This window comes from Brevibacterium sp. SIMBA_078 (assembly GCF_046534565.1).
Classification (GTDB): Bacteria; Actinomycetota; Actinomycetes; order Actinomycetales; family Brevibacteriaceae; genus Brevibacterium.
The window spans coordinates 386,418-400,365 of record NZ_JAWRYQ010000002.1 but is presented as its reverse complement, the minus strand read 5'-3'; the positions used below and the strand labels follow the sequence as shown (position 1 = coordinate 400,365).

13 protein-coding genes are annotated in these 13,948 nt (G+C 64.8%); 7 read left to right on the top strand and 6 right to left on the bottom strand.

The window, feature by feature from the left end; translation table 11 throughout:
* The first annotated feature begins 1 nt into the window (after position 1).
* From SB749_RS10130 to SB749_RS10120, 3 genes are all read left to right on the top strand, one after another.
* The gene (locus SB749_RS10130; protein ID WP_410710214.1) at positions 2-1,303 is read left to right on the top strand and encodes a carboxylesterase family protein; all 1,302 of its coding nucleotides are present in this window, start codon (positions 2-4) and stop codon (positions 1,301-1,303) included.
* Between the two features lie 90 nt (positions 1,304-1,393).
* Complete coding sequence (locus SB749_RS10125; RefSeq protein WP_410710213.1) at positions 1,394-2,503, top strand: winged helix DNA-binding domain-containing protein; 1,110 nt, start codon at positions 1,394-1,396, stop codon at positions 2,501-2,503.
* A gap of 35 nt (positions 2,504-2,538) precedes the next feature.
* Positions 2,539-3,564, top strand: coding sequence for a diacylglycerol/lipid kinase family protein (locus SB749_RS10120; RefSeq protein ID WP_410710212.1), 1,026 nt, complete (start codon positions 2,539-2,541; stop codon positions 3,562-3,564).
* Here the strand turns inward: SB749_RS10120 and SB749_RS10115 are convergent.
* From SB749_RS10115 to pdxS, 3 genes are read right to left on the bottom strand one after another with little or no spacing between them, the layout of a single operon-like run.
* Positions 3,547-5,148 carry a helicase HerA-like domain-containing protein gene (locus tag SB749_RS10115; RefSeq protein ID WP_410710211.1) on the bottom strand — a complete coding sequence of 534 codons (1,602 nt, stop codon included), beginning with the start codon at positions 5,146-5,148 and terminating at the stop codon, positions 3,547-3,549. The genes SB749_RS10120 and SB749_RS10115 overlap by 18 nt on opposite strands.
* Before the next feature lie 10 nt (positions 5,149-5,158).
* On the bottom strand, positions 5,159-5,740 hold the full coding sequence (pdxT, locus tag SB749_RS10110; protein ID WP_410710210.1) for a pyridoxal 5'-phosphate synthase glutaminase subunit PdxT: 582 nt from the start codon (positions 5,738-5,740) through the stop codon (positions 5,159-5,161).
* The gene (gene pdxS / locus SB749_RS10105) at positions 5,737-6,618 is read right to left on the bottom strand and encodes a pyridoxal 5'-phosphate synthase lyase subunit PdxS (protein WP_410710209.1); all 882 of its coding nucleotides are present in this window, start codon (positions 6,616-6,618) and stop codon (positions 5,737-5,739) included. The genes pdxT and pdxS overlap by 4 nt, the downstream gene beginning before the upstream one ends.
* A gap of 220 nt (positions 6,619-6,838) precedes the next feature.
* Here pdxS and SB749_RS10100 point away from each other — a divergent pair, with 220 nt between their 5' ends.
* Entirely contained in the window at positions 6,839-8,233 is a 1,395-nt protein-coding gene (locus tag SB749_RS10100; RefSeq protein ID WP_410710208.1) for a PLP-dependent aminotransferase family protein, read from the top strand.
* Positions 8,230-8,619, top strand: coding sequence for a hypothetical protein (locus tag SB749_RS10095; RefSeq protein WP_410710207.1), 390 nt, complete (start codon positions 8,230-8,232; stop codon positions 8,617-8,619). The genes SB749_RS10100 and SB749_RS10095 overlap by 4 nt, the downstream gene beginning before the upstream one ends.
* A gap of 212 nt (positions 8,620-8,831) precedes the next feature.
* Here SB749_RS10095 and SB749_RS10090 read toward each other — a convergent pair whose 3' ends face one another.
* The 3 genes from SB749_RS10090 to SB749_RS10080 all read right to left on the bottom strand — a co-directional run bounded on the left by SB749_RS10090 (position 8,832) and on the right by SB749_RS10080 (position 12,268).
* Positions 8,832-9,476: a 4'-phosphopantetheinyl transferase family protein gene (locus tag SB749_RS10090; RefSeq protein WP_410710206.1), complete on the bottom strand. Its 645-nt coding sequence runs from the start codon at positions 9,474-9,476 to the stop codon at positions 8,832-8,834.
* Between the two features lie 3 nt (positions 9,477-9,479).
* Positions 9,480-9,938: a lipopolysaccharide assembly protein LapA domain-containing protein gene (locus SB749_RS10085; protein ID WP_410710205.1), complete on the bottom strand. Its 459-nt coding sequence runs from the start codon at positions 9,936-9,938 to the stop codon at positions 9,480-9,482.
* A gap of 101 nt (positions 9,939-10,039) precedes the next feature.
* On the bottom strand, positions 10,040-12,268 hold the full coding sequence (locus SB749_RS10080; protein WP_410710204.1) for an NADP-dependent isocitrate dehydrogenase: 2,229 nt from the start codon (positions 12,266-12,268) through the stop codon (positions 10,040-10,042).
* A 157-nt stretch (positions 12,269-12,425) separates the two neighbouring features.
* On the opposite strand from SB749_RS10080, the gene SB749_RS10075 reads away from it, so the two are divergent.
* Together SB749_RS10075 and SB749_RS10070 are read left to right on the top strand one after the other, a co-directional pair.
* Positions 12,426-13,067, top strand: coding sequence for a thymidine kinase (locus SB749_RS10075; RefSeq protein WP_173153758.1), 642 nt, complete (start codon positions 12,426-12,428; stop codon positions 13,065-13,067).
* A gap of 96 nt (positions 13,068-13,163) precedes the next feature.
* Positions 13,164-13,943, top strand: coding sequence for an alpha/beta fold hydrolase (locus tag SB749_RS10070; protein ID WP_410710203.1), 780 nt, complete (start codon positions 13,164-13,166; stop codon positions 13,941-13,943).
* Positions 13,944-13,948 lie beyond the last annotated feature (5 nt).

Sequence of the window (13,948 nt, the reverse complement as noted above, 5' to 3'; positions counted from 1 at the left end):
AATGGAGGAGACACGGGACATCGCCGCCCCGTGCGGACGCGTGCGCGTCTACGTCAGCGATGACGTGATCCGCGCACGAGGTATTCGCTATGCCCGTGCAGGTCGTTTCCTCCCTCCCGTCGATGAACCTCCGGTGGACTTCATCGACGGCGGTCAACCGGGTCCGGCAAGCCCGCAGCTGCGCCGCGACCCGAATGCCGGAATGACCTTCGACCAGCTCGGCGGGCTGCCCATCAGCGAAGACTGTCTGCGCGTGAGCGTGACCATGCCGAAGGACACCACGACTGAGGCAGGGCTTCCCGTCCTCGTCTGGATCCACGGCGGAGCCTACGTCGCCGGGGCCGGGGACGCGGAGATCTACGATCCGCATGCCCTGGCCGCCGAGCAGAACATCATCGTCGTCTCGGTGACCTACCGGCTCGGCGTCCTCGGATACCTCGGTACCGGGCGCGACGAACACCTCAACCTCGGTGTGCTCGATCAGATCTCCGCCTTGCGCTGGGTGCAGACGAACATCTCCGCCTTCGGCGGCAACCCGGACAATGTCACGATCGCCGGGCAAAGCGCCGGGGCAGACGCCTGCGCCCACCTCATGATCGCCGAAGGCACCGCAGGGCTCTTCCATCGTGTGCTCATGGCCTCAGCTCCCTTGGGACTGGCCGGCGGCACCGACGCCATGAACTGGGCGATGGGGAAAGTCGCCCAGAAGATCGACCCTGAAGCAGGCGTCGACGACATCCTCCGAGCACAGGAGGAAGTGCACAAGGCCGCCCTCGTCGGAGGATTGCATGCCGGAATGTGCTTCGGAGTCCGCTACGGCCAGTACCCGCTGCCATCACGAGCGAAGGCAGCCGAAGCCTGGGCTGCGGTCGCCCCGAAATTCGATGTGCTCATGACCCGCACGGAACGCGAGATGGCGTTCTTCGCCGGTTTCGTTCCCGCACTGCGTCGCCTCCACGACCGCACCCTGACCTCTCCGATGCTCGAATCCCTCATCTCCGGCATCACCTCAGCGGTCTACACCCGGGCCGGTCGCGAATTCTACGACCGCCACCGGATGTCCGGCGGTCAAGGCGCACGCCTGCTCATCGTCTCCCGCGGCGACGGCAGCTTCTTCGACGCCGCGCACTCGGGAGACCTGCCGCTGATCTTCCCCGGCGAGATCTGGCACGATTCCTTCCTCGACTACGGTGCGACCACCGATATCGCCGGTCCCGAGCTGCGCCGGGTCTGGGGAGAGTTCGCCTCCTCGGGCACTTTGCCGCGGGTGCGGGTGCCCGGACTCATCGACATCATGGGCTGAACAGATTCGACTGCGCGATCCTCGTCTGCGAACCCAGTGCTGTCGCCTTTTCACAACTGCCGTGTCACCGGCGTGCACTACCGTTGGACTATGGACGCACATCAGATCTCGGCAGCCCGTCTGATCTCGCAGGGGCTCGTCGGACCTCCACCCGAGTCACCGACAGGAACCGACCTCTCAAACGCCGGCGCAGTCGTCGAACATCTCGGCTGCGTCCAAGCTCAAGCCCTCGGCGGAGCACTGGTCTCCATCGCCCTGCGCCTAGGACCGGATGTCACTGACGGTATGGCCGCGGTCCGCGCCGCCATCGATGCCGGAGAGATCGTGCGTTCCTGGACCCAGCGCGGCACCATCCATCTGACCACGGCCAAGGACATCGGGTGGATCCTCGGCCTCACCGGGGCACGGACCATGAAAGCCACGGCCAAGAGGCGTGAGCATTTCGGCATCACCGACGCCATGCTCGACACTGCAGCCGAACTCGCCACAGCAGCCATCCGGGAGCGGGGACCGCTGGCACGAGAAGAGCTGCTCGAGGCGTTCGCTCCCATCGGCGCCGGAGACGAATACGGCCACGCCCGATACCTCATCACGTCCCTGGCGCTGCAGAACATCATCGTCCAAGCCCCCATGATCGAGGGCAAAGATGACATGAAATATGTGCTCACCGCAGATTGGGTGCCCACACCGACGACGCTGGACGACGAGGCGGCCGACCGCGAATGGATGAGACGCTTCGTCACCAGCCACGGACCGGTCACGGTCGATGACGCGGCACGGTGGACTGGACTGCCGAAGACGAGGATGAGAAAGGCTATCCAGGCCGGGATCGATGCCGGAGAGATCGTGAGCACCGACATCGACGGCACCGACTACGTTCACGCCCCGGATTTGGAGGACCGACTGGGCGAATGGGAGGCAGCGGCGCAGGAGACCATGCTGCTGCCGGGATTCGACGAGATCATCCTCGGGTACAAGGACCGCAGCGCCACACTCGACCCTGCGAATGAGAAACTCGTTGTGCCCGGAGGCAACGGAATGTTCAAGAACACACTGGTGGCCGGTACTCGGGCACGCGCCACGTGGAAGCGATCACCCCGCAAAACCGGTCCGCGAGTCCTCGTCGACACCTTCCCAGGGGAGAAAGTTGACCTGGCCGCCGTCGAATCGGTGAGTGCAACCCACCCGGCCTTCGTCTGAGCACGCAGAGACCACCGACGATGGACGATCGCCACATGCCACTCGAACAGGTGTCCGGCCGGGTGGATGAGGACGACCCACCAGCATCGCCCGCAGGCCGAATTGCCGTTGGGATCATCCTCAACCCCAAACATTCGGCGACCCTACGGGCGTATGCCGAGCTCGTGCCGCAGCTGCGCAAAGCCGGCGCGCACTACCGAAGCATGACCACCAGCGTCGAACGTTCCGGTCGGTGGCAAGCCGAACAGCTCGTCAGGTGGGGAGCAGATACCGTCATCGTCCTCGGTGGGGACGGCACCATCCGAGCGACAGCCCGGGTGCTCGCCGAGGCGGACATCCTGACCTTCCTCGTCCCGACCGGGACCGCGAACGTGCTCAGCCGCCATATCGGCCTACGATCCTCCCGGCACGCCATCGACCAATGCGTGCGCACGATCGCCTCGACCATCCGCGGCGCTCCGCCGACCCATCGCAGCGTCCCGATCAATACTGCGGAGTTTCAGACCGCGGACGGGATTCGACATCGCGCCGACTTCATCAGCCTCGCAGGAATCGGGGGAGACGCCCGGGCCGTCGCCCACCACCACGCCGCGCCCGGACTGCTCGGCTACGCCTGGGGAGCCGAGCGGGCCCTCTTCGCCGCGGACTTCACCGCAAGTACAGACTTCGCCGCGAGAACAGGGGAGACCTCAAGCACCGGGGGAACCGCCTCGGCGCCGGTGTGGTCGGTGATGGCATCGAAAGTGGCTCGTCCTGCAGGGCCCATCGCCGTGTTCCCCCAGGCGCACATCGATGCTCAGACCTTCTCCATGCTCACCGTCGGTCCATTCCCGCACTCGCCCATGGCGGCGTGCCGAGCGTGGGCAGGAATCGCCGCGGCATGCCTGCAGGGCAGACCAGACGCCCACCCGTTCATGAACTATCGCGTTACGACCGAGGTGACGGTCTCCGTCGAATCACCGGTACCGGCACAACTCGACGGAGACCTCATCGGCGACTGCCTGGAACTGCGGGTGAGCGCCGGTGAGACGACACTGAGGGTATCAGCGCCGGCGTCGTGAGGTGCCGAAGATTCCGCGTGCGATCTCGCGTGCCGCGGTCCTTGTGAACTGTTTGAACGCCGAGGACTTCACGACCTGGGAAAACAGGTTCTCGTCGTCCTTCTTCGCCGGCTTCTTCCCGGAGCCAGCGGACTCCTCCGGGAAATCGATCTTGTCCGCTGAGGCGTCGCGACCCTGACTCTCGGCGGGCGCATCGGCAGGTGCTGACTTCTGTTCCTCGGCGTGAGCTTCTGACCCGCCTTCGAGGCGCTTGGCGAGGATCTCGCGGGCAGATTCGTTGTCGATCGCGGTGCCGTACTTCTCATGCTGGGGCGAAGCCGCCACAGCCGCTTTGATCTCGTCCTCGCTCATCGGCCCCATCTTCGACTCCGGGGCTCGCATCCGCGTCGGCGCCACCGGGGTCGGAGCACCATCGGGGTCCATGACGGTGACCACGGCTTCGCCGATGCCGAGCGAGGTGAGCAGCTCTTCGAGGTCGTAGTCGGACTTCGGGAAGGTCTGCACGGTTGCCTTGAGCGCCTTCGCGTCGTTGGGCGTGTGTGCCCGCAGCTGGTGCTGAATGCGCGAACCCAACTGTGCGAGCACATCCTCGGGAACATCCTTCGGCGTCTGAGTGACAAAGAAGATGCCGACACCCTTCGAACGGATGAGCCGCACGGTCTGCGTCACCGACTGGAGGAAGGCCTTCGACGCGCCGGCGAAGAGCAGGTGGGCTTCGTCGAAGAAGAACACAAGCGAGGGCTTGTCCGGGTCGCCGACCTCAGGCAGGTCCTGGAACAGGTCGGCCAGCAGCCACATGAGGAACGTGGAGAACAGGGCCGGCGACTGACTGAGTTTCTGCAGTTCGAGCACCGAGACGATTCCGGCACCGTTGTCATCGGTGCGCAGCAGATCAGCGGTGTCGAACTCCGGCTCGCCGAAGAAAACGTCGCCCCCCTGGGCGGCGAGTTCGGAGATCTTGCGCAGGATGACGCCGACGGTGGCCTTCGATGCTCCGCCGATGCCTTCGAGATCGGCTTTTCCCTCGTCGGAGGTGAGGAAGGTGAGCACGGCCTTGAGATCGGAGAGGTCGAGCAGCGCCAGCCCTGCCTGATCGGCATAGTGGAAGACCAGAGAGAGGACGGATTCCTGAGTGTCGTTGAGTTCGAGCACCTTTGCCAGCAGGATCGGCCCGAACGAGGTCACGGTCGCTCGCAGGGGAGTGCCGAGTCCTGAATCGCCGAGGGTGTAGAACTCGGTCGGATTGGACCGCGACTGCCAGTCTTGACCGGCGGCATCGAGGCGCTTGCGCAGTTTGTCGGATTCGACTCCGGCAGCGCCGATGCCCGAGAGATCGCCCTTGATGTCAGAGGCGAACACCGGCACTCCGGCCCGTGACAGCTGCTCGGCGAGCACCTGCAGGGTCACGGTCTTACCGGTTCCCGTGGCCCCGGCGACGAGGCCGTGCCGATTGAGCATGGACAACGGGATGGAGATCGGAGTCTCCTTCGACGGTTCTTCTCCGTCCAGGGCGACCCCAAGATCGAGTGTCTCGCCGTCGAAGGTGTATCCGTCTTTGAGTGTCTGCAATGCCTGCTCAGTCATGAGTCAATCTTTACACAGCGGCACCGAGGTGGTGGAGGAATTCTGCATGGATTCGTCCGTCGGTGCCCAATTCCGGGTGGAAGCTGGCGCCCCAGACCGAACCCTGCCGGACGAGGACGGGCGTGTCGTCGTGACGGGCGAGCACTTCGGTGTCGGGTCCGAGATCGAGGATCTGCGGAGCCCGAATGAATGTGCCCTCGACCGGTTCGCCCAGTCCGCGTACGGTCAGCGGGGTGGTGAAGGACTCGCGCTGTCGACCGTAGGCATTGCGGGCCACGGTGACATCGAGCCCGCCGAGGCGGTCGTACCCACCCAGCGAATTGTCGCTGAGCCGGTCGGCCAGGAGGATGAGCCCGGCACAGGTGCCGAAGACCGGCAGTCCGCCGGCCATGCGTTCGCGCAGAGTCGCGAAGAGATCCGTGCCGGCGGCGATGCGCACCATGGCCGTGGACTCACCGCCGGGCAGAATGAGCGCATCGAGGTCCGTAAGGTGTTCGGACTTGGTGACCTTGAGGGTGTCGACCCCCAGGGAGCCGAGCATGAGCAGGTGCTCACGGAAGGCTCCCTGGAGGGAGAGGACGCCGACTCTCACCAGCCGCGCTCGGCCAGGCGGTGCGGTGCAGGGACGTCGGCGACGTTGATGCCGACCATCGCATCGCCGAGTCCGCGGGATGCCTCGGCCACGGCCTGCGGGTCATCGAAGTGGGTGGTCGCCTCGACGATGGCCCTCGCGCGTGCCTCCGGATTGCCCGACTTGAAGATGCCGGAGCCGACGAAGACGCCGTCGGCACCGAGCTGCATCATCATCGCTGCGTCTGCCGGGGTGGCGATGCCGCCGGCGACGAAGGTCACGACGGGCAGACGGCCGAGGCTGGCGACCTGCTTGACCAGGTGGTACGGGGCGGCGATCTCCTTGGCCGCGACGTAGAGCTCATCTTCGCTCTTCGCTCCCAGCGCACGGATCTCTGAGTTGATGGTGCGCAGGTGGCGCATCGCCTCGGAGACGTCACCGGTTCCTGCTTCGCCTTTCGAGCGGATCATCGACGCACCCTCCTGGATACGGCGCAGAGCCTCACCGAGGTTGGTTGCACCACAGACGAACGGCACCTTGAAGACGGACTTGTCGATGTGGTTGACGTAGTCGGCGGGGGAGAGGATCTCTGATTCGTCGATGTAGTCGACACCGAGGGTTTCGAGGATCTGAGCCTCGACGAAATGTCCGATGCGGGCCTTGGCCATCACCGGGATGGACACGGCGCTGATGATCGAGTCGATGAGGTCGGGGTCGCTCATCCGGGCGACTCCACCCTGTGCGCGGATGTCGGCGGGGACGCGTTCGAGGGCCATGACGGCGGAAGCACCGGCCGCCTCGGCGATGCGTGCCTGCTCTTCGTTGACGACATCCATGATGACGCCGCCCTTGAGCATCTGAGCCAGTCCGGTGTTGAGCAGGGTCTGTGTTTCGGTCATTGTGGTGTAGATCCATTCACTGTCGCGGAGTCGATCCGGGTCGACACAGGGCGCAGGACGGAGCGTTCTCTGTCTGCTGCCAGTGGGTCGGAGGGATCGTGGTTCTTCGGGTGTGAACGGCCGTTCTCGACCAGCCTAAACCGATGAGTGGCTCAACGAGAGAGCCAGGAACGTGGAAGAATTTTAGGCCAGAATCACATCGTCGCACTATTATCGACTCATGGTCACGAAGTCACAGGACGGCACTCGGGCCGAAGGCATTGCTCTGCCGGTGAACGTCGACAAGAAACTGCCGACTCCGCTGCCTGATCAGCTCACTCAGGAGCTGCGGCGCCTGATCTCGGACGGGACTCTGCGCCCGGGGGATGCGGTGCCCTCGAGCCGTCGGCTGGCCAAGCATCTCGGAATCTCTCGCGGCAGTGTGGAGACAGCGTATGCGCAGCTCGCTGTGGAGGGGTTCCTCCTCGCCGCCGAACGATCGGCCACGCGGATCAATCCCGACCTGCCCGCCGCCTCGACGACGGTGGGTCCAAAGCATCGAGTTCCGGACTCGCCGAGGCGGCGTCTGCGCAACTATGTCGACCTGCGTCCGGGGTTCGGCGGGGACGATCCTCTGCGCGAACCGGCCTTTCGGCGGGCCTGGAGGGAATCACTCGACCTCGACCCGGGTCCGATCGATCCCTTGGGCCAGCCCCGAGCCCGGTGGGCGATCGCCGACTATCTGCGGCTGACTCGTGGGATGGCCGTCGACCCCGACGAGATCATCCTCACCAGCGGGTCTCGCGATGGTCTGCGACTGCTGCTGAGCCTCGGCGTCTCCGGAGCCATCGCCGTGGAGAATCCCGGTTTCCCGGGTCTGCGCCAGGCGATGACCGACCAGCAGCTTGTGCCTCTGGACATGGTCGGCTCCTCGCCGGCGCGGGCCGATGTGGCTGCGGCCGTCGTGACACCGAATCACCAGTTCCCGCACGGAACACCGATGCCGGTCGATCAGCGTGCCCGCTTGCTGGACTGGGCGGCTCGAGGAAACGTTCTCATCGTCGAGGACGACTACGACAGTGAGGCCCGCTTCACTCGCACAGTGCTGCCGACCCTCTTCGACCTCGCAACATCGACCGACAGCAGCGCGCAAGTCGTCCACATCGGCACCTTCTCTGCCCTGCTGACCTCGGCCGTATCGACCGGATACGTCATCGCTCGTGGACCGATCTCGGAGGAGCTCATGAGCCTGCGCGCGGCTCTCGGGCCGGCGTATTCGCCGATTCTGCAGATGGCCATCGCCTCCTACCTCGGCTCCGGTGGGCTGCGTCGTCGCATCTCCCGGGGACGGCGGCGACTCCGGGCCGCCGAGGAAGTCGTGTCCGAGATCGGTCCGATCCCCGGGCTGGTCCACGAGGGACGCACACTCGTCATCGAAACGTCTCAGGCGCAGGCCTCAAGCCTGTTGAGGGATCTGGCCGAGCGCGGCATCCTCGTCGCCTCTTTGGCTCGCGGCTGGGCCGGTGGCGACGAGGTTCGACACGGTCTGGTCATCGCCCATTCGAACGTCGAGGCCCCTGTGCTGCGAGAGGCACTGGGTGAGGTGAAGACCCTGTTGAGTAGGATTCAGTCATGAGGAATTCCGGATTTGCAGTCGACGGCATCATCAAGCTGCTGCTGGCCGTGCTCGGCTTCATCTTCATCGGCGGGCTCGAGGACTTCTTCCTCGCCCCACGCTGGTTGGTCATCACTGCGCTGGTGCTGCTCTTCCTCAGCGCCGCTACCCAGATCTCCTATGCCGTGACCAAGGGGGAGAAGCGCTACCTGAAGTTCCCGATGGTCTTCGACGCACTCCTCATCGTCGCGGTCGTCGTCGGCCTCATCCTCGCCGCTGCGAGCAACCCGGCTGGCGCCTGGATCCTCTTCGGGCTGGTCGGTGTGGGCTCGTTGGGCATCGCCGTGGTCTTCACGACCGGCGAGAACGGCCCGTCGTTCAGTGAAGACGAGCCGCAGAACCCCTGACCGTTCGCAGAGCCGCAGAATCCCTGACCCTTCGAGGCCTCCTCACGGAGGCTGCCCTGACTGCTGACCTTTCGTCGTTCAAGGCGAACAGCGGATATGTGGTCGTGCGCGGTCACATATCCGCTGCAGCGCTTGAACGACACAAAACTGGCTGCGCGAAGGGTCAACAAACGCGGCAGCGCTTGAACGAGGAGGGGTCAGCAGACCGGTGCTCAGCGGTTGAAGGCGATGGCAGCGATATGGCCGTCGGGAATACCGGTCTTGAGGTCGTGGATGTCGACATCGGGATGCGGTGAGTTCGGTTCCGGCCCGGCGCCGATGTAGTCGAGACCGGGATCGCGAGCCAGGCCCGTGCTCAACGCCTTGAGAAAAGCTTCGGTGCGCGCCCATACGCGGACGAATCCGGCAGCGAAGTCGTCATCGGGAAGCTCCTCGAGCTCTGCCCGTTCCCTTTCATGGAGCAGCCGCATCGCCTCGAGGGCGACATCTCGTTCGGGGATCGCTTCGATGTCGAGTCCGACCGGGTCGTCGGAGACGGCGACGAGGACGAGGCGACGTGACCTCGACACGGAGAATTCGCTCTCGTCGTGACGTGGTTTGCCCGCCGAATCGAGGCGGATCTCGATCGCAGCGGGATCCTGACCCAGATGCGCCCCGAGCACATGGCGGAGGACGACACGGCCGGCAGACCAGGTGGCGGCCGCCTCGGCGTCGAACTCCTTCGCATAGTTGCGTTCCTGCTCGGTGAGCACGGAATCGTCATCACGCGCCCACGCCGCCTCGGCCGAGGTATCGGCGAGGACCAGGGTGACGGGAAGTTCAGTGGGCAGTTCGATGAAGCTGGGGTGGTGCGCCATCGATCAGCGGCCCAGGGCCTTGTTGATCTTCTTCAGCTTGCGGTCGAGCACGAAGATCCGCACCGAACCGATGATTCCGGCAATGAGGATGCCGCCGATCGCGGCGAAGAGCATCGCCACACCCAGAGGCAGTTCGAACTGCCAGCCGAAGTACTTGAACTCGGCCGGGACATTGTTCTGCAGAATGAAGATGAGCAGCAGGACGACGATGACGGCGCCGAGGATGAGGGAGACCCACATTCCCGCCGACATTCCGGATCCGGCCTTCGTCGACGGCAGTTCACCTGTGTGTCCCGCCGGAGGCTGCGTCTGCTCATGCCTCTCCTGCGGGGACATCTCCCGGGTCTTGTCCACCGCAGCGGTCTCGCCCGTCGCGGGAGTATCGCTGCCGAGGACTGAATCGGTTTCGGCCAGGAGCTCTTCGGGCGTCTGCGAATCGCCACGCGGGTCTTGAGTGCTCATGCGCCCATCATAACTGCTGATGGGGCGCATGAGGCGGGTTTGCAGAAAGAGTCCCGGCAACGGCTGCCGGGACTCTTTCCTCAGTGTTGTCGATCAGTTGATCAGACGGTCTTGCTCAGCGAGGAGATGATCTCATTGAGCGTGGCCGAAGGGCGCATGACGGCTTCGGTCTTCGCGTCGTTCGGGTAGTAGTAGCCACCCAGGTCGACCGGGCTGCCCTGAACCTCGAGGAGCTCGGCCACGATGGCGTCCTCCTTCTCAGCCAGTGCCTTCGCCACGGGGGAGATGGCCTCGGCCAGAGCTTCGTCCGCGGTCTGCTCGGCCAGCTGCTGCGCCCAGTAGAGGGTGAGGTAGAAGTGGCTGCCGCGGTTGTCGATCTCGCCGACCTTGCGCGACGGCGACTTGTTCTCTTCGAGGAACTTGCCGGTCGCGGCGTCGAGGGTGTCGGCCAGCACGCCGGCCCGCTCGTTTCCGTGGACGTTGAACTCGTGACGGAAGGACTCTGCCAGGGCGAGGAACTCACCGAGGGAGTCCCAGCGCAGGTGGTTCTCCTCGACGAGCTGCTCGACGTGCTTCGGAGCCGAGCCGCCGGCACCGGTCTCGAACAGTCCGCCGCCCGCGATGAGGGGAACGACGGAGAGCATCTTTGCCGAGGTGCCGAGCTCGAGGATCGGGAACAGGTCGGTGTTGTAGTCGCGGAGGACGTTGCCGGTCACCGAGATGGTGTCCTTGCCCTCACGGATGCGGTCGATGGAGAACTGAGTGGCCTCCACCGGGTTCATGATGCGGATGTCCAGGCCCTCGGTGTCGTGGTCCTTGAGGTATTCCTCGACCTTCGACACGATGTTGCGGTCATGGGCGCGGGTCTCGTCGAGCCAGAACACGGCCGGAGTCTCGGACAGGCGGGCACGGGTGACGGCGAGCTTGACCCAGTCGCGGACGGGGATGTCCTTCGTCTGGCAGGCACGCCAGATGTCACCGGCAGCGACCTCGTGGCTCATGAGCACATCGCCGGCCGAGCTGACGACCTCGACGGTTCCGGCCTCCGGGATCTCGAAGGTCTTGTCGTGGCTGCCGTACTCTTCGGCCTTCTGCGCCATGAGACCGACGTTGGGCACGGTGCCCATGGTCCGCGGGTCGAAGGCGCCCTTGGCCTGGCAGTCCTCGATGACGGTCTGGTAGACGCCGGCGTAGGAGGAATCGGGGATGACGGCCAGGGTGTCCTGGGTCTGGTCATCCTTGTTCCACATCTTGCCGCCGACGCGGATCATCGCCGGCATCGAGGCATCGACGATGACGTCGGAGGGCACGTGGAGGTTCGTGATGCCCTTGTGCGAGTTGACCATGGCCAGGTCGGGCCCGTCGGCCAGCCCCTTCTCGATTCCGGCCTTGACTCCCGCGGCTGCGTCGGCAGGCAGGGTGTCGAGCCCGGCCAGGATGGCGGCCAGTCCGTTGTCGGAGGTCAGTCCCGCCTCGGCGAGGACGTCACCGTACTCGGCGAAGACGTCGGGGAAGAAGGCTTCGATGACCTTGCCGAAGAGGATGGGGTCGGAGACCTTCATCATCGTGGCCTTGAGGTGGACGGAGAAGAGGACGCCGTCGGCCTTGGCCGCGGCGATCTGGTCCTTGACGAATTCGTCGAGGGCGGCGGCGTTCATCTTCGTCGAATCGACGATCTCACCGGCCAGAACGGGCAGGGACTCCTTGAGGACCTTCGTCTCTCCCGTGGCGGTGCGCAGGCGAATCGACAAGGTGTCATCGGCCTCGATGATCACGGACTTCTCGTTGTCGCGGAAGTCGCCTGCGCCCATGGTGGCGACGCGGGTCTTCGAGTCCTTGGACCATTCGCCCATCGAGTGCGGGTGAGCCTTGGCGAAGTTCTTCACGGCCTGCGGAGCGCGACGGTCGGAGTTGCCCTCACGCAGCACCGGATTGACGGCCGAACCCTTGACCTTGTCATAGCGTGCCCGAACATCCTTCTCCTCATCGGTCGAAGGCTCTTCCGGGTAGGCGGGCAGGTCGTAGCCCTGAGACTGCAGTTCGGCGATCGTCGCCTTCAGCTGCGGAACGGAAGCGGAGATGTTGGGCAGCTTGATGATGTTGGCATCGGGGGTCTTGGCGAGATCGCCCAGCTCCGCGAGTGCGTCGCCGACCTGCTGGTCCTCGGGCAGACGGTCGCTGAACTGGGCCAGCACGCGTGCGGCGAGAGAGATGTCTCGAGTCTCAACCTCGACACCGGCCGACGTGGCGAAGGCTTCGATGATCGGCTTGAGCGAATACGTCGCCAGAAGCGGCGCTTCATCCGTGCGCGTGTAAATGATTTTAGCCATAGTTAAGGACCACTCCGCATCTTCTTGGGGTTTATCGCCCTCCATCCTACCTTCTGGGCCATTTCGGTAGGCGGCCCCGTCCGATGATGGTGCTCACATCTCCAGGTGGCACCCGGTAGTCTTCTGTGTCGGCACGGACAACAGAAAGAGGACGACAGTGGCCAAACTCTACTTCCGGTACGGGGCGATGAATTCCGGCAAGTCGACCGCTCTTCTGCAGGCGGCCTTCAACTACGAGGAACGCGGCCAGCGCGTTTTGCTGGCCAAGCCGCTGATCGACACCAAAGGCGCCTCGCAGATCGTGTCCCGATTGGGCGTCACCCGCGAGGTCGACTTCGTCATCCCCGCCGACGGCGACGTGGAGCGGATCTACGCCGAACATGCCGACTACGTCGACCACGATGCCCTCATCGAATCCATCGACGCCCCGAAGATCCCCGTCGCGTGCCTGCTCATCGACGAAGCGCAGTTCCTCAGCCCCGTCCAAGTGGATTCGCTCATGCGCATCGCCACCACTGCCTCGGTGCCGGTGATGTGTTACGGAATCCGCACGGACTTCCAGACGAAGGCATTCCCCGGTTCGGCGCGGCTGCTCGAGATCGCCCACACCCTCGAGGAACTGAAGACGATCTGCCGCTGCGGTCGCAAAGCCATGTTCAACGGCCGCCTCGTCGACGGAGCGTTCATCTTCGACGGCGATCAGGTCGCCATCGACGGCAATTCCGTGACCTACGAGTCGCTGTGCCCGAGCTGTTATCTCGAGTACTCCGGCGGTAGGCTGTCAACGACAGACTCCTGACCGATCCCGACACAGCTTCCCCGTCGAATCCAACTCATCGACGACCGTCGTATCCAGTCGAAATCCGTTCGCACTTTCAGTTCTCAAGGAGCCTCCATGCGCATCGCCGTCCGTGCCTTCAACGACAATCCCGGTTCCCCCGTCCTCGTCTTCGGCAACGCACTGGGCACCCGGATGCCTTTGTGGACGTCCGTGGCCGCGCGTCTGGCCGATGATTTCCAGATCTACCTCACCGACCTGCCCGGACACACCCTCCCCGCCGGTGATTTCCTCGCCGAGGCGTCCGCCCCGGTGACGATCGAAGCGCTGGCTTCCGGTGTCGTCGAGTCCCTCGCCGAGCTCGGGGTGGAATCCTTCGCCTACTGCGGAGTCTCGATCTCCGGAGCGATCGGCCTGACCTTGGCCCTCAACCATCCCGAAAGACTCACCGGACTCGTCGCCTGTGCGACGGCCGAGAAGTTCGGCACCTCGGAATCCTGGGACGAGCGCATCGGCGAAGTCCGCTCCGACGGCACAGGGAGCCTCGTCGATGACACCGCCGATCGCTGGTTCGCCGCCGGATTCCTCGGCGAGGACATCGCCACCGGTCACCTCATCCTGTCCGACCTCGCACTGGTCGATGACGAAGCTTATGTGGCGGCCGCCTCGGCGCTGAAGATCTACGACGTGAGCGGGAAGCTCGGCTCGATCACCACCCCGACGCTCGTCATGGCCGGCGCCCAGGACCCCGGCTGCACCCCCGAGGCGATGTCGTCCCTGGCCGAGCAGATAAAGGACGCACGCTTCGTCACGATCCCGGACTCCGCCCACCTGCCGATGGCCGAACACCCCGAGATCGTCGTCGACCACATCCAGGAGTTCTGCGGCCAGCTGTAGGAGCC